This window comes from Hymenobacter tenuis (assembly GCF_054780495.1).
In genome coordinates, this window is sequence record NZ_BAAGWF010000001.1 from 1,690,607 (window position 1) to 1,710,756 (window position 20,150).

17 protein-coding genes are annotated in these 20,150 nt (G+C 54.6%); 13 read left to right on the plus strand and 4 right to left on the minus strand.

The features are described from left to right. Nucleotides 1-103 precede the first annotated feature (103 nt). The 5 genes from ACYVGU_RS07365 (at nucleotide 104) to ACYVGU_RS07385 (ending at nucleotide 5,847) form a co-directional block, all read left to right on the plus strand. Nucleotides 104-2,479: a glycoside hydrolase family 2 TIM barrel-domain containing protein gene (locus ACYVGU_RS07365; protein ID WP_460621512.1), complete on the plus strand. Its 2,376-nt coding sequence runs from the start codon at nucleotides 104-106 to the stop codon at nucleotides 2,477-2,479. 201 nt (nucleotides 2,480-2,680) lie between these two features. Then, complete coding sequence (locus ACYVGU_RS07370; protein WP_460621513.1) at nucleotides 2,681-3,547, plus strand: aldo/keto reductase; 867 nt, start codon at nucleotides 2,681-2,683, stop codon at nucleotides 3,545-3,547. Nucleotides 3,548-3,776: 229 nt separating this feature from the next. Continuing rightward, on the plus strand, nucleotides 3,777-4,508 hold the full coding sequence (locus tag ACYVGU_RS07375; protein WP_460621514.1) for a M48 family metallopeptidase: 732 nt from the start codon (nucleotides 3,777-3,779) through the stop codon (nucleotides 4,506-4,508). Between the two features lie 133 nt (nucleotides 4,509-4,641). Beyond that, nucleotides 4,642-5,067: a DUF1810 domain-containing protein gene (locus ACYVGU_RS07380; RefSeq protein ID WP_460621515.1), complete on the plus strand. Its 426-nt coding sequence runs from the start codon at nucleotides 4,642-4,644 to the stop codon at nucleotides 5,065-5,067. Between the two features lie 117 nt (nucleotides 5,068-5,184). Then, nucleotides 5,185-5,847, plus strand: coding sequence for a hypothetical protein (locus ACYVGU_RS07385; RefSeq protein ID WP_460621516.1), 663 nt, complete (start codon nucleotides 5,185-5,187; stop codon nucleotides 5,845-5,847). A gap of 184 nt (nucleotides 5,848-6,031) precedes the next feature. Here the strand turns inward: ACYVGU_RS07385 and mgrA are convergent, their stop codons facing one another. Next, nucleotides 6,032-7,024: an aldo-keto reductase family protein gene (mgrA, locus tag ACYVGU_RS07390; RefSeq protein ID WP_460621517.1), complete on the minus strand. Its 993-nt coding sequence runs from the start codon at nucleotides 7,022-7,024 to the stop codon at nucleotides 6,032-6,034. A 493-nt stretch (nucleotides 7,025-7,517) separates the two neighbouring features. Here mgrA and ACYVGU_RS07395 point away from each other — a divergent pair, with 493 nt between their 5' ends. Continuing rightward, on the plus strand, nucleotides 7,518-8,129 hold the full coding sequence (locus tag ACYVGU_RS07395; protein ID WP_460621518.1) for a hypothetical protein: 612 nt from the start codon (nucleotides 7,518-7,520) through the stop codon (nucleotides 8,127-8,129). A 12-nt stretch (nucleotides 8,130-8,141) separates the two neighbouring features. Here the strand turns inward: ACYVGU_RS07395 and ACYVGU_RS07400 are convergent, their stop codons facing one another. Continuing rightward, nucleotides 8,142-8,420 (minus strand): hypothetical protein, encoded by a 279-nt coding sequence (locus ACYVGU_RS07400; protein ID WP_460621519.1) that lies wholly within the window; start codon nucleotides 8,418-8,420, stop codon nucleotides 8,142-8,144. Nucleotides 8,421-8,610: 190 nt separating this feature from the next. Between ACYVGU_RS07400 and ACYVGU_RS07405 the strand changes: the two genes are divergently transcribed. Continuing rightward, nucleotides 8,611-10,593 (plus strand): DEAD/DEAH box helicase, encoded by a 1,983-nt coding sequence (locus ACYVGU_RS07405; RefSeq protein ID WP_460621520.1) that lies wholly within the window; start codon nucleotides 8,611-8,613, stop codon nucleotides 10,591-10,593. A 179-nt stretch (nucleotides 10,594-10,772) separates the two neighbouring features. Beyond that, nucleotides 10,773-11,693, plus strand: coding sequence for an isoaspartyl peptidase/L-asparaginase family protein (locus ACYVGU_RS07410; RefSeq protein WP_460621521.1), 921 nt, complete (start codon nucleotides 10,773-10,775; stop codon nucleotides 11,691-11,693). A gap of 482 nt (nucleotides 11,694-12,175) precedes the next feature. Here ACYVGU_RS07410 and ACYVGU_RS07415 read toward each other — a convergent pair whose 3' ends face one another. Further along, the gene (locus ACYVGU_RS07415; protein ID WP_460621522.1) at nucleotides 12,176-13,306 is read right to left on the minus strand and encodes an SMP-30/gluconolactonase/LRE family protein; all 1,131 of its coding nucleotides are present in this window, start codon (nucleotides 13,304-13,306) and stop codon (nucleotides 12,176-12,178) included. Between the two features lie 233 nt (nucleotides 13,307-13,539). Here ACYVGU_RS07415 and ACYVGU_RS07420 point away from each other — a divergent pair, with 233 nt between their 5' ends. Both ACYVGU_RS07420 and ACYVGU_RS07425 read left to right on the plus strand, forming a co-directional pair. After that, the gene (locus tag ACYVGU_RS07420; protein WP_460611722.1) at nucleotides 13,540-14,055 is read left to right on the plus strand and encodes an FKBP-type peptidyl-prolyl cis-trans isomerase; all 516 of its coding nucleotides are present in this window, start codon (nucleotides 13,540-13,542) and stop codon (nucleotides 14,053-14,055) included. 279 nt (nucleotides 14,056-14,334) lie between these two features. Continuing rightward, nucleotides 14,335-14,967 carry a hypothetical protein gene (locus tag ACYVGU_RS07425; RefSeq protein WP_460621523.1) on the plus strand — a complete coding sequence of 211 codons (633 nt, stop codon included), beginning with the start codon at nucleotides 14,335-14,337 and terminating at the stop codon, nucleotides 14,965-14,967. 100 nt (nucleotides 14,968-15,067) lie between these two features. Here the strand turns inward: ACYVGU_RS07425 and ACYVGU_RS07430 are convergent, their stop codons facing one another. Beyond that, entirely contained in the window at nucleotides 15,068-15,676 is a 609-nt protein-coding gene (locus tag ACYVGU_RS07430; protein ID WP_460621524.1) for an acyl carrier protein phosphodiesterase, read from the minus strand. A gap of 96 nt (nucleotides 15,677-15,772) precedes the next feature. Between ACYVGU_RS07430 and ACYVGU_RS07435 the strand changes: the two genes are divergently transcribed. The 3 genes from ACYVGU_RS07435 (at nucleotide 15,773) to leuS (ending at nucleotide 19,940) form a co-directional block, all read left to right on the plus strand. Beyond that, nucleotides 15,773-16,282: a pyridoxamine 5'-phosphate oxidase family protein gene (locus ACYVGU_RS07435; protein WP_460621525.1), complete on the plus strand. Its 510-nt coding sequence runs from the start codon at nucleotides 15,773-15,775 to the stop codon at nucleotides 16,280-16,282. A gap of 97 nt (nucleotides 16,283-16,379) precedes the next feature. After that, complete coding sequence (locus tag ACYVGU_RS07440; RefSeq protein WP_460621526.1) at nucleotides 16,380-17,063, plus strand: spheroidene monooxygenase; 684 nt, start codon at nucleotides 16,380-16,382, stop codon at nucleotides 17,061-17,063. A 96-nt stretch (nucleotides 17,064-17,159) separates the two neighbouring features. Further along, nucleotides 17,160-19,940: a leucine--tRNA ligase gene (gene leuS, locus ACYVGU_RS07445; RefSeq protein WP_460621527.1), complete on the plus strand. Its 2,781-nt coding sequence runs from the start codon at nucleotides 17,160-17,162 to the stop codon at nucleotides 19,938-19,940. Nucleotides 19,941-20,150: the final 210 nt, after the last annotated feature.

Sequence of the window (20,150 nt, forward strand, 5' to 3'; positions counted from 1 at the left end):
TGCACAAAGATTACCAAGTTGCCAACGTATTTCACTTTATCCATTTATGAAGAGAATTTTTCTTCTCGGTTTATTACTAGTGGTCGGCTGTCATCAATCAGATATGACGATTGCCATGCAAACCAACACGATAGCCCCCAAAACGAGCCTATTTGATGCGGGCTGGCGCTTTCACCGGGGCGGAGCCCAAGGTGCGGAAAAGGCAGATTTCGACGACCAGCATTGGCGTCCGCTTGATCTGCCCCACGACTGGAGCATTGAAGATGTGCCGGGCACTACCTCCCCTTTCAGCCCCGAAGCCATCAGTCAGGCCAACGGCGGGTTCACGATGGGCGGCACGGGGTGGTATCGGAAAACGTTTGAGCTACCCGCAGCCCAGAAAGGCAAACGAATTCAGCTGCAGTTTGATGGCGTGTACATGAATGCCGAGGTATGGCTGAACGGCGAGCTATTGGGCACGCACCCCTATGGCTACACCAGCTTTTGGTATGATGTAACAGACAAAGTAAAGTTCGGAGCCCGAAATGTGCTGGCCGTGCAGGTCCGGAATGAAGGCCAGAACAGCCGCTGGTATTCCGGCTCGGGCATTTACCGGCATGTGTGGCTCACGGTGCAGGCGCCACTCCATGTGGCGCAGTGGGGCACCTACCTCACCACGCCTGCGGTAACGGCCACAGCCGCCCAAGTCAAAGCCCAGACTCAGGTAGTAAATCAAACCGGGCAGACCGCCCAGTTTACGCTGGTTACCAGCCTACGTGGCCCCAAAGGCCAGCCCGCCGCCCGCACGGAGTCCAGCAAAACCATTGCCGCCGGCGAAACTACTACTATTGACCAGCTTTTATCGGTTAAATCACCCGCGAGATGGTCGGTGGAGCGGCCTACACTCTACACGGCCATAACGGAGGTTTATCAGAATCGGCAACTGATTGACCAAGTGGAAACACCGTTTGGCATTCGTACCATGGCCGTTGATGCCGCCCGCGGATTTCAGCTGAATGGCCAGACGGTGAAGCTGAAAGGCGGCTGCATCCACCACGACAACGGCCCTTTAGGCGCCAAAGCCTACGACCGGGCCGAGGAGCGCAAAATTGAGCTGCTGAAAGCCAGCGGCTACAACGCCATCCGATGCTCCCACAACCCGCCCTCCCCAGCCCTGCTGGCAGCCTGCGACCGGCTAGGCATGCTGGTGATTGATGAGGCCTTTGACAGCTGGCGCGAAAGCAAAAACACCTTCGACTACCACCTCTACTTTGATAAATGGTGGCAGCAGGACGTGGCCAGCATGGTACTTCGCGACCGAAATCACCCTAGCATTATCTTCTGGAGCATCGGCAACGAAATTCCGGAACGCGGCACCCCTGCGGGCGTGAAAACCGCCCAGGAAATAACCAACTATATCCGGACGCTAGACGCCACGCGGCCCATTACAGCCGGCGTGAATGGCCTGGCGCCCGATAAAGACCCGTATTTTGGCGTGCTGGATGTGGCCGGTTACAACTACGCCGCCGGCGGCGACCATCACCAAACCGATATCTATGCCCAGGACCATGTCCGCCTGCCTCAGCGCGTTATGTTCGGCTCGGAGTCGTATCCGCTGGAGGCGTTTGGCAGCTGGATGGCCGTGCAGGACCACCCGTACGTAATCGGCGACTTTGTCTGGACGGCGGTTGACTACATCGGGGAAGCTAGTATCGGGTGGCTGGGCTACTGGCAGAAGCAAGAGTTTTACCCCTGGAACTTGGCTTTCTGTGGCGATATTGACATTTGCGGCTGGAAACGCCCACAGTCGTATTACCGCGATGCGCTCTGGAAAGAAAACCAGGTTTCGCTGTTCGTGAAGCCTCCTACCCCTTCCTTTGCCTTGAACCCACAGAAGGAAGACTGGAGCAAGTGGGAATGGCACGATGTGCTGGCCGACTGGACGTGGCCGGGCCAGGAAAATAAGCCGCTTACCGTGGAGGTGTACTCTTCGTGCGAGGAAGTGGAGCTACTGCTGAATGGCAAAAGCCTGGGCCTGAAGCCCACCACGCGCGCCACCCAATACATGGCCACCTGGAGCGTGCCTTACCAGCCCGGCGAGCTAAAAGCCGTGGGGCGCAACGGCCAGAAAACGGTAAGTACCGCCGTGCTGCAATCGGCCGGGCAGCCTAGCCGCCTAGCGCTTAAGCCAGACCGCTCCACCCTGCGGGCCGATGGGCAAGACCTGAGCTATATAACCGTAGAACTAGAGGACAAGAACGGTATCCGTAACCCAAAGTCGGAGCAGGCGCTGACGTTTGCGCTAACGGGCCCGGGCACCATTGTAGGGGTTGGTAACGCAAATCCGCGCAGCCTGGAAAGCTACCAGAGCCCAAAGCGCAATGCCTGGCAGGGCCGGGCCATAGTTATCGTGAAGGCTAGCAACCAGCCCGGGAAGCTAACCTTGCGAGCTACTGCGGATGGCTTGCCGGCCGCCTCGGTATCCTTGGAAACTCGCTAGGCAGGAAAAAGCGGCTAACCGGTATCTGCAGCGCTTGGAGCACCAGCTTCGAAAGATAGCTGACTACCCTAGCCCCTCTCAGCACGCCAACCCCTACCGCCCTAGGTTTACGCCAGCACCCGCGCCTACTCGCGCGGCACCTACGTATAAACAGGCCCAACCTGCTTGGGCGATATCCTCTACTACTTTCCTTTTTTGCGAATGGCTAACACACCCACTACCACGCCCGCCAAAACCTTTACGCTCGGCGGCGACCTAACCATCAACCGCATGGGCTACGGCGCCATGCGCATCACTGGCGAAGGAATTTGGGGGCCGCCCCAGGACCACGAGGAATCTATCAGGGTGCTGAAGCGGGCCGTGGAGCTAGGCATCAATTTTATTGATACCGCCGACAGCTACGGCCCCCATGTTTCAGAAGAGTTGATTGCAGAAGCCCTGCACCCGTACGCGGCGGGCCTCGTGATTGGCACCAAAGGCGGCCTGCTGCGCACTGGGCCCAACCAGTGGCCCATTGATGCCAGCCCGAAGCACCTGCGCGAAGCGCTGGAAGGCAGCCTCAAGCGCCTCAAGCTCGACCAGATAGACTTGTATCAACTGCACCGCATCGACCCGGAAGTACCCTATGAGCAAACGCTGGAGTTTTTGCAGCAGGTGCAGGAAGAAGGTCTGGTGAAGCACATTGGTATTTCCGAAGTTACGGTGGAAGAGATTCAGAAAGCGCAGCAGTACGTAAAAGTGGTATCGGTACAGAATATGTACAGCGTAGATAACCGCAAATGGGAGGCAGAGCTGGAGTTCTGTGAGCAGCAGGGCATGGCTTTCATTCCGTGGTATCCGCTGGCCGGTGGCAATGAGCAGGCCTTAAGCAAACTCACCGAAATCGGGCAGAAGCACAATGCTAGCAAGCAACAGATAGCGTTAAGCTGGCTCCTGCACCGCTCGCCTAACATCCTGCTGATTCCGGGTACATCCAAAGTAAAGCATCTGGAAGAAAACGTGCAGGCGGCGTCCATTTCCCTTTCGGCCGAGGATATGGCCCAGCTCGACAGCCTCGGCAACGCCTAGGTTAAACCCTTTCGGTAACCGAGTACTACCTCAGCCCGGCACGAATGGCAGCGCAAAACCAGCCGCCACGTGCCGGGCTTTTTTGTGGCCATGGAGGTGCTGGAATCGGCCACCGGAAAGCTAACTTGCGTTACTGTCTGGCTGTCATTGCTTCGCCTCCTGCCCTTTTTGGCTTCTTGCCAGGGTAGTACGTGCCGCACTCATCTGGTGGCCGCACTACCTATAGTTTATGAGTACAACCGTACAGATTGGCGACCTGGCCGTGGAGGTGGTGCGCAAACCCATCCGGACCATGCGCGTGACCATTTACCCACCCGCTGGCCGCATTCGGGTGGCCGTGCCGCTCCGCCTGCCCGAAGAAACCATTCATCAGTTCGTGCTATCCCGCCGCGACTGGATTCAGAAGCACCAGGCGCGGTTTGCCGCCTTACCCCGGCCCGCCCCGCGCACCTACAGCACCGGCGAAACGCACTACTACCAAGGCCGCCCGTACCAGTTGCGGGTGCATACTACCCTAGGCCGCGCGAAGGTGGTGCTCCTAGATGACCAATTCCTGGACCTCTATATCCAACCCGAAAGCACTCTTGCCGAACGTGAGCAGGCCCTGACGGCCTGGTACCGGGCGCGGCTGAAGGAGCAGATACCCGTGCTGCTGGCCCACTGGGAGCCGATTGTGGGCGTGCAAACACTGGCCTGGGGCGTGAAGCAGATGAAAACGCGCTGGGGTACCTGCAGCATCCGGGCGCGCCGCATCTGGCTCAGTCTGGAATTGATTAAAAAGCCGGTTTCCTGCCTGGAATACGTGGTGGTACATGAGCTGGTGCATCTGCATGAACGGCTGCACAACGCCCGTTTCTGGGGCCTGATGGACCAGTTCATGCCCGACTGGCGCCAGCACAAAGCCTTGCTGCAAGCCCACCCCACCGGCACCGGGCCCACTGGCGCTACCGATGCAGATTAGTTTGCTACCCTGAGTGTACCTGTAGCACATGCTGCGCTATCCTTTTGTCTGTCTCATCCGAGCATCATAGCCCTGGTTTCAGAACATCCGTAAGTAGGCACAATAGCCTATCTCCAGATAAATAAGCGACAACATGACCAGACAACGCGATGTAGCACGATTTATTCATGCCCAGGAAACCGATTACGCCGTGGCTCTAGCTGAAATCAAACGCGGCCGCAAGCAGAGCCATTGGATGTGGTACATCTTCCCGCAAATCCAGGGCCTAGGCTACAGCGAAACCTCCATGTTTTACGCCATTCAGGATGTGCACGAAGCCGAGGAATACCTCAACCACCCACTACTAGGCAACCGATTATTGCAAATCTGCCAAGAGTTACTAGCTCTGCCGACTTCCGACGCCCACCGCATCTTCGGCAGCCCCGACGACATGAAACTCAAGTCCTCCATGACCCTGTTCGCGGCTGCCGGCAACAACCCCATTTTCCAACAAGTACTAGACAAGTTTTTCAACGGCGCCAAAGACGCTAGGACTTTGCAGTTACTCAAAAGTGTTTAAATTCTGTAAACAGGCTAAGTTAACTCAGACCCATAGGCGAATACACACTAGTTCATCTGGTCAGATTAATAACTAGATACATTCAATAATGCCCGCCAACATTAGTTTGTACAATTAATGAACAAAATATTACTTATCGTGCTCCTGTGCATACTTGCATCGTGCCACCAAGAAACAGGAAAATCCAAGTATTTATCACCAGAGCCAGTTAAAAACGTAATAGTCAACTTAACTGACAGCTTGGGTCACTTAGGAAAAATTTCGCTTGACTTGCCGACGCGCTATGATACCGCATTTAATTGGAGAAACTATTATGGCTGTGACGGCGGCTTCGATTTCAGATATCGTGTACAGCCTAAAAACAAGTATATTATACGGGAAAACGCTTTTTTCTGGGTTATACCTTCAGACTCAATTGAGAGATTTACTATTAAACATCAAGGTCTATATGAAATAAGAAAGAGTGATTCATGTAGAATATTTACCTATCATGCTTTAAATAAAAAGGAAATTATTGCCCGAGGTAGAGGCGCATTAAACTCAAAAAATTTCTCAGATACAATAGAGAGGATCAACAGTAACTATTACTCCATATTCACATACAAAATTCCCGATTCAACAAATCATAAATTACTACAAAAGATAGAAGCCAGAACTATTAAAAAGGGAGTTATAATTGATTTAGAGTTTGAGTTAAATATTCCCAAAGAGGATTCATTAGCAAAGCATTTTATCTCAAACTCTAAATACTACTTAAGAACCGTTAAAATAAGCGACTAACTGTGTCTTTTTGCTAACCCCATTCTTTATTAGTGATAAAGCTATTGAAGCAGACCTGACAGGCTACACGAACCCCGTGCATCTTGTAGGCTGAGGTTCAAATAATACTTGAGCCTAGTAAGACACAATAGGCTCGCGGAGCAAGGCGCAACATGTTGCTAAATCCGTAGTAAGTAGCGCTGCACTATCCTTTCAGAATCAAGTCAATCCGTTCGAATTCGGGCTCGCTGAACGCGAGGTTTTCCAGGCAGCGCAGGGAATCGGTTAGCTGGTCGGGTTTGCTGGCTCCGATGAGCACGGAGGTTACCCGCTCGTCGCGCAGAATCCACGACAGAGCCATTTGCGCCAGGGTTTGGCCGCGTTCCTGGGCTAGGGCGTTTAGTTGCTGTACCTGGCTGAGGCGCTCCGGTGTCAGCTGCGTTTCGGTGAGGAAACCCACGCCTTTTGCCACTCGTGAGTCGGTGGGGATGCCGCGCAGGTATTTGTCGGTGAGCAGGCCCTGGGCCAGCGGCGAAAACGGAATGCACCCTACCCCTTCTTCACCGAGCAAGTCCAGGAGCCCATCTTCTACCCACCGCTCAAACATTGAGTACTTGGGCTGGTGAATGAGGCAGGGCGTGCCCAGCTCGCGCAGAATCTTGATGGCCTCGGCCGCCTCGGTGGGCTGGTAGTTGCTGATGCTTACGTACAATGCCTTGCCCTGGCGCACTACCTGGTCAAGCGCCGACATGGTTTCTTCCAGGGGCGTATCGGGGTCGGGCCGGTGGTGGTAGAAGATGTCCACGTACTCCAGCTTCATGCGCTTCAGGCTTTGGTCGAGGCTAGAGATGAGGTATTTGCGGGAGCCCCACTCGCCGTAAGGCCCTTCCCACATGTGGTAGCCGGCCTTAGTGGAGATAATCAGCTCGTCGCGGTAGCCCCGGAAATCCTCTTTCAGAATACGGCCGAAGTTGGTTTCGGCAGAGCCGGGCGGCGGTCCGTAGTTATTGGCAAGGTCAAAGTGCGTTACGCCACTGTCAAAAGCCCGGTGCAGGATGGCGCGGAAGTTACTGAGCACATCCACGTCGCCGAAATTGTGCCATAGCCCCAACGACACGGCGGGCAGTTTCAGGCCGCTGCGGCCACAGCGGCGGTATTGCATGGAGGAATAACGAGCGGGGTTCGGTTGGTAGGACATTTACTGGCGAGTAGAACTAAGTATGGTGGGAAAATCTAGGATTAGTGCTCAATATAGAAACCTACTAAAATCCTGCTGACTTTCGCAGGACCGTTACCTCTTTACCCTATGGCATCCTACAGGTCCGTATTTAAGATTAATTCTTATACCCTCAGAGTAGTGCGTTTACTAGGAGCCAAGAATGTATTTTTTATGGGTGTTGGATGGGCAGTGCTTTTCTCCCTACTAGGGTTAGCTCTTATTCTATTTACCGGCCTAGTGCTCTATTTACAAAAGCGCATGTCAGATCTAAAGATTTCTGACCGCCTAGAGGCAGCAGCTATATGGTCTGTCATATTACTTCACGAGTTGTTCTTTATCTGGATCTGTTGGATGTTGCTGTTTCCTGAGGGTTTAGAACAATGGAGCTGGTTTCTGCTGTGCCTATTAGGGTTTCCCTTGGCCCTAGTTGCTTGGTGGAAAACCATATTTTCTAGCTCATCATCTGATCCAGATGGAACTCGTCCGCAGCCGTAATATGAACGGCGGAAGATTTGCGGACTGCTACTTAAGTGTGTTTTCTATGAGGTTATTTTTTGCTTTTGCTCTGGCTCTAGCTCCACTCTTTGCCGTTTGTCAGTCGCCATTGCCTAGGCCAGAAAGTTTATACCGAAAAGCTTTCCAATTCATCAAGGCCGATCCTGAGTTTCTTAAAATGCGCGGCAACAACGGCTGCGTAGCTGTCTTTGATAGTATAGTTCACCAGAATCAGTCTACATTTCTGGAAGACCTCGGGAAACAATGGGGCTATGCAGGCGCAACCGATATGGCCCGTTTACTCGACTCGCTAGGGACGCTGGACCGCTCAACGTATCATACCCCCTACTATTCCCGCGCAGTCGCCAAGCTTACCACAGCTTATGGCAGCAAAAAAGGCGACATGGTTGTTCTGTTTTCACCGCTACACAACAATATGCTGCTGGCAGAAGTGAGCGACAACCAGGAAGGTGGCCCCGGCCTGCGTGCTATTCTTTCGACCTTCGACCAATCAGTATGTTACCTATTCGTGTTCGGGCCTGATGGTCGAATTAAGCAGCACTATAGGAGGGTTGTGAGCTATAATTAATCTAGCATTCTACTAGGTGCTGGTAGTGCTCAAAGCCGCTTCCGTCACAATGCGAGTAAGAATAGGCATGAGGTGCGGACGGTATAAATCCGTCAACTCTTTCAGTTCTGCCTGTTTTCTCTGTAAGGCAGCTGGTGCCCAAATATGTTGCTGCTTTTCATATAAAGGGTAATTCATGATTTGAGTATAATACGCCTCTACTATTTTTAGCTCCTCATCGGTTAAAGGCTTGATGTTGTACCATTTGAGCCAGTATACGTTTTTATTTAGGCGTGAAATTCCAAGAGGCAATGCTACCTGCCCGGTAGTTATTGAACGGGCCGTAGATACAAACTTGCGAAACAGACCAACGGATTTGGGAGGATTAGGCGCTAAGTACAGTATAGATGGCGAATGAGCCGCCAAAGTTAAATTTCTCTCCGACCTTCGGCCACCAATCTGCCCTTTTCGTTGTTATCAACGAATCCCAAATTCCAATCTGTTGGCTGAACAACCTACCTATACCGACCCTTACGCACTGGAAAAAGAGCTGCGCAAGGTACAGGCCCTCATGAAGCTCGAGCAGCAGGAGGACCTAGAACAATTTAAAATCAAAAGCGCCCAGGCTAGCATTGCTGAGCGTCAAAAGCGTGGCCTGACGTGGTATCCCGTCAAAATCACGAAGGAAGATATTGGCTTTGGCGGCAAGCTCGTCATTGAGTTGGAGCGCCCCTCTGGGGCCAATGGGCTCCACCTGTTTCAGGTGGGCAAAAACGCGGCTCTTTTCGGTAATATCCCCGGCCGCTCGGCCTCCGACCGGCCCACGCTTTCGGGCGTTATCACCAGCGTAAAGCGCAATAAAATTCTGCTGGCTACCACCAAAGAGGACCTTCCCGATTGGGTAGACGAAGGCAAGCTGGGCGTGGACCTGACCTTTGATGAGGTAAGCTACCGCGAGATGGAGTACGCCTTGGGCAAGGTGATGGGCGCCTACGGTACGCGCCTGGCCGAGCTGCGCGACGTGCTGCTCGGGGCCCAGCCGGCTCGGTACAAACCTGAGGCCGAAGCGCAACTGTACTACCCCTCTCCGCTTAATGAAAGCCAGCTGGCAGCCGTGCGCCACGTGCTGGCTGCGCAGGATGTGGCCATTATCCATGGGCCTCCCGGCACCGGCAAAACCACCACGCTGGTGCAGGCCATCCTGGAAACCATTCGGCGGGAGCGGCGGGTGCTGGTGTGCGCGCCCAGCAACACGGCCGTTGACTTGCTCACGGAAAAGCTGGCCGAGCGCGGCGTAAACGTCATCCGGATGGGCAACCCCTCGCGCGTGTCGGATTTGCTGTTGCAGCACACGCTCGATGCTCAGATCATGAACCACAAGAGCTACGGTGAGTTGCGAAGCTTGCGCCAGACGGCCGAGCAGTACCGCGAGCAAGCTGGCAAGTTTAAGCGCCACTTTGGTTGGGAAGAGCGCGAGCAGCGCCGCCACCTCAAGGAGCAGGCACACCTGTTGCTGCAGGAGTCGGACCAATTGGAGCGCTACATCACCGAGGATTTGCTGGAGCAGGTGCAGGTAATTACCTGTACGCTGGTAGGGGCAGGTAACCGCGCCATTCGCCACCTCACCTACGAAACAGTATTTATTGATGAGGCGGCCCAGGCCCTGGAGCCGGGCTGCTGGATTCCGATTACCAAAGCCAACCGCGTGGTGCTGGCCGGCGACCATCAGCAGTTGCCGCCCACCGTGAAAAGTGATAAAGCCGCTAAGGACGGCTTGCGCGAAACCCTGTTCGAGAAGTGCATCAAGCGTCAGCCCGAAACCGCACGGATGCTGGAGGTGCAGTACCGCATGCACGAGCAGATTATGGAGTTCAGCTCGGAGCAGTTCTATGAGGGCAAGCTGAAAGCTGCGCCTACCGTGGCCCACGCCGATTTACCCGACTACGACCTGCGCTTCGCCCCCGACATGGCCGTGGAGTTTCTGGATACGGCTGGTTTTGGTTTTCAGGAACTGGGCCTCGATGAAAGCCGCTCTATTGCCAACCCCGAAGAAGCCGATCTGCTGCTGAAGCGCTTAGCCCAGTTGCTGGAGCCCTATGATGCGGCCGACCACACCGAGGATTTGCTCACTATTGGCGTCATTGCCCCCTACCGCGCCCAAATCAACTACCTCAAGGATGCGGTGGAAGAGAATGATGAGCTAGCCGGGCTGTTGGAACACCGCATGCTGAGCATTGGCACCGTCGACTCGTTTCAGGGCCAGGAGCGCGACATTATTGCCATCAGCCTTACGCGCAGCAATCCCCAAGGCGACATCGGCTTTCTCTCAGACATTCGCCGTATGAATGTGGGCATGACCCGTGCCCGACGCAAGTTGCTCCTCGTTGGCGACTCCAGCACCTTGGGTTCTCACCCCTTCTACAAGGCGTTTCTCGATTACGTAGAAAGCATTGGGGCGTACCGCACTGCCTGGGAGCTGCAATAGCACTCGCTGGTTTACTAGCCCTTGCTCCTGCTTAAATCCCTGAAAATCACCGCTACCGGCCTTAGTATCCGTATTTATTGGTAGGCCGCGTACTAACACTGAAAAGCCCCTTCACCACGAACGGGGCTTTTTTTTGTGCGTAACAAGGCAAGATGTTTCGTCTCTAAACTACCCTAGTCATGCCTACATATGCCCTAGTACTTCACGGTGGTGCTGTTACGATGGACCCCAGCAATATTCCGCCAGAAAAGGAAGCTGCCCTGCGCGAAGGCCTCCAGAATGCGCTGAATGTAGGGTGGGAAATTCTGCACCAGGGCGGTACCGCCTTAGATGCCGTGGAAGCCACCGTCAATAGCCTCGAAAACAATGAGAACTTCAACTCGGGCCGGGGCAGCAGCCTCAACCTGCAGGGCGAAGTGCAGATGGACGCCTCTATCATGGATGGACGCACCCTGCAAGCCGGAGCCGTAAGTGGTGTACGCTACGTGAAGAACCCCGTTAGCTTGGCCCGCACCGTCATGGAGAAATCAGAATATGTGTATCTGTCCGGCGATGGGGCCATTGAATTTGCCCTAGAGCATGGCCTGACGATGGAAGCCGTGCATTACTTCGAGACCGACAAAACGCGCGAAGAATGGCTGGAGATAGTGAATGAACAAGCGAAAGTGCCTCAAAAGGATACGGTAGGCGCCGTAGCCCTCGACCAGGATGGCAACCTGGCCGTAGCAACCAGCACGGGCGGCATTGAAGGCCAGCGCAAAGGCCGCGTCGGCGACAGTCCCGTACTGGGCGGTGGCTCTTACGCCGCCAACGAAGCCTGCGCCGTATCCTGCACCGGCGACGGGGAAGTGCTGCTGCGCGGCGCCCTGGCCCATGAGGTATATGCCTTAGTCAAATACAAAGGCCTAGGTGTGCAGCAAGCCTGCCAAGAAGCTGTACGCCTCCGCGAAGAAGACCTGAAAGGCGACAAAGGCTTTATTGCTATTGACCAGGAAGGCAACGTAGCCATTGAGAGTAATACCAACGTAATGCGCTGCGCTTACCGCGTGGAGGAACAGGAGCCGTTTGTAGCCGTCTGGCGCGAGGAGCTAGACGTGTAAGCCAATGCATCAGGCTGGCAAAGCGGGGCCCCAGGCAACTCAGCCAAAGCAACTTTGCTACTGCCGGCGCCCTAGTCTTTTGTCGTTCGTCGCCAGTAAAAAAGCCCGTCATTTTGGGCGGAGCGAAGGACCTTATTATACAAGCACGAGCAGTTACACCTGCTTATTCTGACGTGATAAGGTCCTTCACTCCGCTCAGGATGACGGGCCATATTAAAAAAGCTGACCTAGGTTGTACCTAAAAAATGAGGAACGGTCATGCTAAGCTTGTCGAAGCATCTCTACCGCTTCGTTGCTGTTCTAAGCCCTTAGTTACCCAGATGTAGAGATGCTTCGGCTCCGCTCCGCATGATGGTTAGTTTAGCAACCTCAGCATTCAAGATGCTTCGGTCCCTAGTTTGATGCGCCACCTGCTCAGCAGGACGGTCTGGAAGATCAACACGACTGTTCAGATACAGCCTAGCTTCATTGTTTTGCTAGCCCTATTTCAGGTCAATAACCGACATAGTGTGCGGGGCATCGGACTTGATGTTGACAAAGTTTTTTTCCGGCTTATCGAAGTCAGAGATATAGAGGCGGTTGCCCTTGAGCAGGACTTCGGCTGGTTGATCGAGCAAGCCGTTACGGCCGTCGGTGTCGCCGTTTTGGGCGAGGGTAGTCACCGAGTTATCCTTCAGATTTACTACCTCAATGGCATTCTGGCGCGAGTTGCAGAGGTAGGCTTTATCGGTAGCGCGGTCAATGATGAGGCCATCGATGCAGGGGATTTGCTTGCCAGTGAGGGCTAGGGTCTCCTGTTTGGCCAAGCTGCCGTCGGGCTTAAGGGTAATGCGGTAAAACTTACCGTCGCCGAAAGAACCGGTGTACAGGCGCCCCTGGCTATCATAATCAAGCCCGTCGGCGCCATTGTCGAGGCCGGTTTCATTGACAGTCGTAGTGAACAAGGCCAGCACGTGCGGGTCCTTGGTTTTGGGTTTCAGATGAATGGGCCCCTTGTTGAGCTCATCCAGAGTAAAGTGAAAAATAGCGCTACCCTTGTCGTTGCCGGAAAGGTCCCACTGGCTATCCGTAACGTACAGGGTATTGCCTTTCCACACCACGGCGTTGGCCAGTGCAAAGTGGTCGACCACGGTTTCTACTTCCCCGGGCTCGCCGTTTTGCACCCGCACGCGCATCAGCCGCGATTTAAAGTTCTTGTCATTTTCGTACTGGTTTTCGGCGTAATAGAGGTTACCATCGGGCCCGAACGCCAAATCCATGGGCGCGGCCTTCTGGGTGCTGGGTTCCACGGGCAGGGTGGTCAGATAAGGCTTAAGCGTGGTATCCGTCATTTCCATCAGCACGGCCGGATAGGTGTTATCGGCCAGGTTCGGGACTGACAGGATGATGCTCCCATTGGGGGCTAGCGCCAGGCCATCGGGCGTGTTGTGCGCCTCGTCCAGGGTGTGCAGCAATTTGGGCGCACCAATATTCGCTACGGTATCCGCCGCAGTAGGCACCGCTGAACCCGTGGCCTGGCTGTCAGACGCAGCGGTCTCAGAGTTAGATGAGTTTGACTGGCAGCCGGCCAGCAGCGCGCCGCTCAGCAGTAATGTTGGCAGATACGATTTCATAATACAACAAAACAGAGCCGCAGCCGGCAGTACAATACAAAGGATATCAGCAGGCTTAACGCGTTGCCTATGCTTGAGTTAGCTTAGGCCAAAATTTTACAAAGCCCTGTATACCTGCCTGAAGAGGGTTCTCTGCCCTACCCACACCGACAAATCCGCCCTATTTCCGTAACTAGCCTAACGAAACCCAATTCTCCACTTCCAGCCCCGGACGCCATCGTCCACCCCGAAGTATGGCCCAAATCAGCGAAAACAAAGTCGTTACCATCACCTACGACCTGAGCGTAACCGACGAAAATCAAGAGAAAGTCCTCGTGGAATCGGCCGAGGAAGATGCGCCGATGGTATTTCTGTTCGGCCAGAGCGGTTTGCCCGAAGAGTTTGAGCGTCAGCTCGATGGCAAGCAAGCCGGCGACACGTTCACCTTCTCGCTCACGCCCGAGCAAGCCTACGGCGAGTACGACCAGCAAGCCGTAGTCGACATTCCGAAGAATGTGTTTGAAATCGACGGGCAAATTGACAGCGAAATGCTACAGGAAGGCAACTTCCTTCCCATGGCCGACAACCAAGGCCACCACATGCAGGGCAAAGTAGTTGAAATCGGAGCCGACTCGGTGAAGATGGACTTCAACCACCCCCTAGCCGGTATGGTCATGCATTTCGATGGCAAAGTAGCCGCCGTGCGCGATGCTACCCGCGAGGAGCTCGACCACGGCCACGTGCACGGCGAAGGCGGCCATCAGCACTAGGTCTTACCTAGCTCTCAAGTAGTAAAAACGGGGCCTTAGGGTCCCGTTTTTGTGTTTTATTCCTATTTATAATCATATAACTAATTATATTTTTACTCTTATAATTCTTTGTTTGGCCTTCGGAGTAAGTCTTAGCTTGTAAGAACCCGCTAGCATAGCAGGAAATACGGGCTGATATATTAGTCCTCTGCTTTCAATAAAACGGGACTATAACAGCCTAATAGCGGAGTAAATACAACTAGCTTTGCGGCATTATCTATTTTTTGATTTAGCAGAACTATGCTTCTTCGTGCATCGCTCACTTTTATGTGTGCAACCCTTCTGTTTGCGGGCCGCGGTCATGCGCAACAAACCAAGGAAGAATTGAAAGCAAAACTGGCCAGTTCAGTTTGTGTTTCTCTCGAAAAAACCATGGCTGAGAAGCCTACTTCGCTTACCCGCGAGCAGTACAACAAGTTAATTGGACAAAGTTTTGCGCCTGCATTGGGCAAGGATGTCACAGCCTTTCAGCGCCTTTATGGCAAGGACGCATTCGGCAACGAAGAACTTATGCATGACTTAGGAGTAGAAATAGGTGCTATTCTACTACAGGACTGCCCAGCATTTATGGCGCTGACTTCTTTAGTTTCTGAAGGCCCTGCATCTACGGCATCTACTACCGGAAAATCAACTGGCAAACTAGGTGCACTAAAAGGCACAGGCTTGGGCATGCTACAACTGGCCATTAGCAAATCAGAAAATGCTGAATTTGCTTGGCTAAGCCGCTTCCAGGGAGCAGATGAATTGTTACCTAAGCTGACAACACTCCAAGGCCGCCCAGTTCGGATCAGCTGGCAGGAGGTTGAAATTTTCCAACCCGAAAAAAAACAATACCTCAAACTCCGCGAGATTACAGCAATCGAGCTTTTGTAAGGCGTATTTTATCAAAACAAGAAAGGCGTGGGATAATTTTCCACGCCTTTCTTGTTTCAAAAACTCAGTTCATTCTAAGCACGAGCCCAAGAATCATTTGCTATATACTAACCTCCACCGCCGCTCGAAGCTCCGGCCAAAACTCCCGGAAATCGGCTTCATAGGCTGGCAGCTCCGCCAGAAATGCTGCCGCGCCGGTGCTCAGGATGGCCGCCGCAGGTACGCGCCGAGACAGACCTAGCAGGGCCCGCTCCAGCCCAGCCGCTTGTGCATACCCCGTCAGCCAGTCACCTTGGCGCATGTAGTGCAGCATTTCCCGCAGGCGCTCGGGCAGTTCGTGGCGGCGGGCGTGCAGTAGGGTGTATAGGCGTTGGGCAAAGGCCGGTAGCGGTTCAGAGGGGTTGTCGTGGTAGTGGGCAAAGTCGCGGGCCAGCAGGTGGTCGTAGGCCACGTCGGCTACTACCCCTGCCCACTTGCCCAACCCTGCTTCGCGCAGGCGGGCGGTGCTGCGGCGTACGAGGGGATGCGCGTCGGTAAAGCTGTCGATAAAGCGGTGCAGCCGGATACCGCGCTGCACGGCAGGTGGGTATATCAGCAGGCCGGCACGGCCGCGCACAGCCTCAGCGGCAAAGTTACCCACCACGATATCCTCGTAGTCAGGAGTGGTGGCAGGCGAGCCGGAAAGCAGCAAGTGAGCAAGAAAATTCATAGTGCCGGAAGGTACTGCGAAAACACCGAGCTGAACCTTCCGGCCGACCAGCCGTATTTTCTGAACCATTCTTACTACCACCAAAACCCGACGATAATGGCTGAGCATGTTGCCGAAAGTCACGATGTGACTAAGCTGATTGATAGAATCAAGGATATTAAGATTGCCATGCTAACCACCGCCGATACGGAAGGTGGCCTGCATAGCCGCCCGATGTATACCCAAAAGCCTGAGCAGGACGGCACGCTGTGGTTTTTTACCGAGAAAGATTCGGCCAAGATTTTCGAGGTGCGCAAAGATCAGCACGTAAACCTGGGCTACTCTAAGCCTGATGACAACCTGTATGTATCCATTTCGGGTACTGCTACGGTTGTCACTGACCAGAGCAAAATCAAGGAGCTGTGGTCGGAAGGCCTGCGCGCTTGGTTCCCAAAAGGCCAGGAAGATCCCAACATTGCGCTGCTGAAAATCAACATCGACCGTGGCGAGTATTGGGACCAGCCGAGCAATGTGCTGGTGCGGGCTTTCGGCTACGTGAAGGCTGTAGCAACCGGCGAGCGGTACCAGCCCACCGGTGATGAGCATGCGAAGGTGAACCCTAGCTAAGCATCCGGAAAGGAAATATTAAAAAGGGCCGGAAAACATCCGGCCCTTTTTTGTGGATATAAGCATAACCTTTGCACCCCATCCTTCCTTAGCTCCTTTGGCACTCACCACCCTTTCCATTCTAACCTTATTGCCCGATCAGAAGCGTTGGGGCTTTGCACAAATGGGCGCCGCCCAGCGGCCCTTGCAACGGGTAGCCGGCCTGCGGTTTCAAAAACTGCTAGGTAGCGGCGCGGGTGGTTTCGGGGCGCTGCCTAACCTGCGGCGCTATGGCTTTATGGCGGTGTGGGAGTCAGAAGGGGCCGCAGCTGAGTTCTTTGCGCAGCACCCCTTGTGGCAGCAATACCAGCAACGCACCTCCGAAATCTGGACGGCCGAGCTAGCCCCTGTTAAGTCGCATGGTCTGTGGGATGGCGTGAACCCCTACGACTACCCCTGCGAGGGCAGTAAAGCCGACGGGCCAATGCTCGTGCTTACCCGCGCCTCTATCCGGTGGCAGAAAACGCCGCGTTTCTGGCGCTACGTGGCCCCTACCAGCGCCACGGTAGCACAGGCTCCGGGGGTACGGGCCGCTATTGGGTTAGGTGAACTGCCCGTAATTCGGCAGGCTACGGTCAGCCTCTGGGACTCGGCGCAGGCCATGCAGGATTATGCCTACCGTAACGAGAAACACAAGGAGGTTATTAAGCTTACCCGTCAGGAGAAGTGGTACGGGGAGGAGCTATTTGCCCGGTTTCGGGTACTAAGCAGCCTAGGAACCTGGGACGGTAAGGCACTCTAGTACCAGTGCCATGCAACAGCCCTACAGAAAAACCCCGGCCTCACCCCTGTTTTTCTGTAATTTCGCCCGTTCCGAACAACTGTACCCCGACTGCCCATGCCCGGCTACCATCCCCAGGATATCGAGAAAAAGTGGCAAGCCCACTGGAAAGAGCACAATACCTTCAAGGCTGATAACGCCTCCGAGAAGCCCAAATACTACGTGCTGGACATGTTCCCGTACCCCAGCGGCGCTGGCTTGCACGTAGGCCACCCCCTCGGCTACATTGCCTCCGATATTGTAACGCGCTACAAGCGCCTACAGGGCTTCAACGTGCTGCACCCCATGGGTTTCGACTCGTTTGGCCTCCCCGCTGAGCAATACGCCATTCAGACCGGCCAGCACCCCGAGAAAACCACGCGCGAAAACATTGCCCGCTACATCGAACAGCTTAATTCCCTGGGCTTTAGCTACGATTGGAGCCGCGAAGTGCGCACCTCCGACCCCAGCTACTATAAGTGGACGCAGTGGATTTTCCTGAAACTGTTCAATAGCTGGTATAACCTCGACACCGACCGCGCTGAGCCCCTGAAAACCCTCCTCGATAAGTTTGCCGAGAATGGTAGCCAGGGCGTGCGCGCCGCCGGCGACGAGGAAGAGCGCCATGAGTTCACGGCCGGCCAGTGGCAGATGATGAGCGAGAAGCAGCGCTTATTGGCAGTACACCCCTACCGACTGGCTTATCAGTCAGACACCTACGTGAACTGGTGCGCCGGCCTCGGCACGGTGCTCAGCAACGACGAGGTGAAAGACGGCCTTTCTGAGCGCGGTGGGTTCCCCGTGGAACGTCGGTTAATGCCGCAGTGGAACCTGCGCATCACCGCCTACGCCGACCGCCTCCTCCAGGGCCTCGATACCATCGACTGGCCTGAGGCCGTGAAGGAAATGCAACGCAACTGGATTGGCAAGTCCATCGGGGCCGAAGTAACCTTCTCGGTGGAGGGCCATGAAAGCGCGCAAATAAAGGTCTACACTACCCGCGTCGACACCATTTACGGTGCTACTTTCTTGGTGCTAGCACCTGAGCACGAGCTGGTTAAAGAATTGACCACGTCCAAGCAGCAGGAAACCATTCAGGAGTACATTGATGCCACCAAGCGCCGCTCGGAGCGCGACCGGATGGCCGATACTAAAACGGTTTCGGGTGCTTTCACGGGTAGCTTTGGTATCAACCCGTTTAGCGGCGAGCCTATCCAGATTTGGATTGCCGACTACGTGCTGGCGGGCTACGGCACCGGCGCCGTAATGGCCGTACCCTCCGGCGACCAGCGCGACTACGTCTTTGCCAAGCACTTCAACCTACCCATTGTGCAGGTGACGGATGCTCAGCAGATCGATGAGCAAGCCGATCCGACCAAGGAAGGCCGCTACATCAACTCAGAGCTGATCAATGGCCTGGGCTACAAAGAAGCCACCCAACGCCTGATTCAGGAGTTGGAGACGCGCGGCATCGGTAAGGGCAAAACCAATTTCCGCATCCGCGACGCTATCTTTGGTCGTCAGCGCTACTGGGGTGAGCCGATTCCGATTTACTACAAAGATGGGGTAGCCTACGGCGTGGCCGAAGCCGACCTCCCGCTGGTGCTCCCGGAAATTGATGAGTACAAGCCCACTGAGACCGGCGAGCCGCCCCTGGGCCGTGCCAAAGACTGGAAGTACAAAGGCCAGTACGACTACGAGCTGAGCACCATGCCCGGTTGGGCCGGCTCCTCGTGGTACTACCTGCGCTACATGGACCCACAGAACCAAGAGCGTTTCGTGGGTCAGGAAGCTGAGCAATATTGGCAGAATGTAGACCTATATCTCGGTGGTGCAGAGCACGCTACGGGCCACTTGCTCTACTCCCGCTTCTGGCACCTCTTTCTCAAAGACCTAGGCCTAGTAACCGCCAATGAGCCCTTCCAAAAGCTCATCAACCAAGGCATGATCTTGGGTCGCTCGAACTTCGTGTACCGCATCAATGGCACCAACACGTTCGTGACGGCAGGAAAGAAAGACCAGCACGAAACCACTGCTTTGCACGTCGATGTAAACATTGTAGAGAACGATGTACTCGACATGGAAGCCTACAAGAAATGGCGTGAAGAGTATGCTACGGCCGAGTTTATCCTCGAAGACAACGGCACCTATGTATGCGGCGTCGAAGTTGAAAAGATGTCGAAGTCGAAGTACAACGTGGTGAGCCCTGATGTACTCATCGAGAAATTTGGGGCAGATGCACTACGCTTATACGAGATGTTCTTGGGGCCGCTGGAGCAGTTCAAGCCTTGGAACACCAACGGCATGAGCGGTGTGGCGGGCTTCCTCAAGAAGCTCTGGCGCCTCTACCACCCCCAGGATGGCGACTTCGCCGTAACTGACGAAGCTCCAAAACCCGCTGAACTGAAGGCTCTGCATAAAGCCATCCGGAAGGTGGAAGAGGACATCGAGAAGTTCTCGTTTAATACCACCGTCAGTGCCCTGATGATTACGGTGAACGAGCTAACGGCCCTCAATACGCACAACCGCTCTATTCTGGAGCCGCTGGTGGTGCTGGTGTCGCCGTACGCGCCGCACCTGGCAGAGGAGCTGTGGCAGAAGCTAGGCCACGAGGCCGGTAGCATCAGCTCAGCAGCCTACCCTGAGTTCAAGGAAGAATATCTGGTAGAAGATACGGTGAACTATCCGGTAGCCATCAACGGCAAGGTGCGCGAGCAGCTGCAATTCCCGGCCACCGCCACTGCGGCTGAAATTGAAGCCGCTGTGCGTGCTACGGATATTCTGGCCCGTTACGCCGAAGGCAAAGAAGCCAAAAAGATCATTGTGGTACCCGGCCGTATGGTCAACGTAGTAGTGTAAGTGGCCTAGGCCACACGTGCATAGAAAAGGCCCGCGGGATAATTCCGGCGGGCCTTTTCTATTTTAGAACTCAGGCTAGCTACCCTCCTTGGAAAGGAGGCATTTGGAGTGATTAATCAATCGACGAACAGCTACTAGTGCTAATATCGTTCTAGGCCAGTCAACCACCCCTAACCCCTCGCCGCTTGATGCGCGGAATCATCTGAGGAG

Excerpts from the sequence above, each read along its gene's own strand:
- ACYVGU_RS07365 (WP_460621512.1), top strand. The coding sequence starts at position 104 with ATGACGATTGCCATGCAAACCAACACGATAGCCCCCAAAACGAGCCTA.
- ACYVGU_RS07370 (WP_460621513.1), top strand. The coding sequence starts at position 2,681 with ATGGCTAACACACCCACTACCACGCCCGCCAAAACCTTTACGCTCGGC.
- ACYVGU_RS07375 (WP_460621514.1), top strand. The coding sequence starts at position 3,777 with ATGAGTACAACCGTACAGATTGGCGACCTGGCCGTGGAGGTGGTGCGC.
- ACYVGU_RS07380 (WP_460621515.1), top strand. The coding sequence starts at position 4,642 with ATGACCAGACAACGCGATGTAGCACGATTTATTCATGCCCAGGAAACC.
- ACYVGU_RS07385 (WP_460621516.1), top strand. The coding sequence starts at position 5,185 with ATGAACAAAATATTACTTATCGTGCTCCTGTGCATACTTGCATCGTGC.
- mgrA (WP_460621517.1), bottom strand. The coding sequence starts at position 7,024 with ATGTCCTACCAACCGAACCCCGCTCGTTATTCCTCCATGCAATACCGC.
- ACYVGU_RS07395 (WP_460621518.1), top strand. The coding sequence starts at position 7,518 with ATGGAACTCGTCCGCAGCCGTAATATGAACGGCGGAAGATTTGCGGAC.
- ACYVGU_RS07410 (WP_460621521.1), top strand. The coding sequence starts at position 10,773 with ATGCCTACATATGCCCTAGTACTTCACGGTGGTGCTGTTACGATGGAC.
- ACYVGU_RS07415 (WP_460621522.1), bottom strand. The coding sequence starts at position 13,306 with ATGAAATCGTATCTGCCAACATTACTGCTGAGCGGCGCGCTGCTGGCC.
- ACYVGU_RS07420 (WP_460611722.1), top strand. The coding sequence starts at position 13,540 with ATGGCCCAAATCAGCGAAAACAAAGTCGTTACCATCACCTACGACCTG.
- ACYVGU_RS07425 (WP_460621523.1), top strand. The coding sequence starts at position 14,335 with ATGCTTCTTCGTGCATCGCTCACTTTTATGTGTGCAACCCTTCTGTTT.
- ACYVGU_RS07430 (WP_460621524.1), bottom strand. The coding sequence starts at position 15,676 with ATGAATTTTCTTGCTCACTTGCTGCTTTCCGGCTCGCCTGCCACCACT.
- ACYVGU_RS07435 (WP_460621525.1), top strand. The coding sequence starts at position 15,773 with ATGGCTGAGCATGTTGCCGAAAGTCACGATGTGACTAAGCTGATTGAT.
- leuS (WP_460621527.1), top strand. The coding sequence starts at position 17,160 with ATGCCCGGCTACCATCCCCAGGATATCGAGAAAAAGTGGCAAGCCCAC.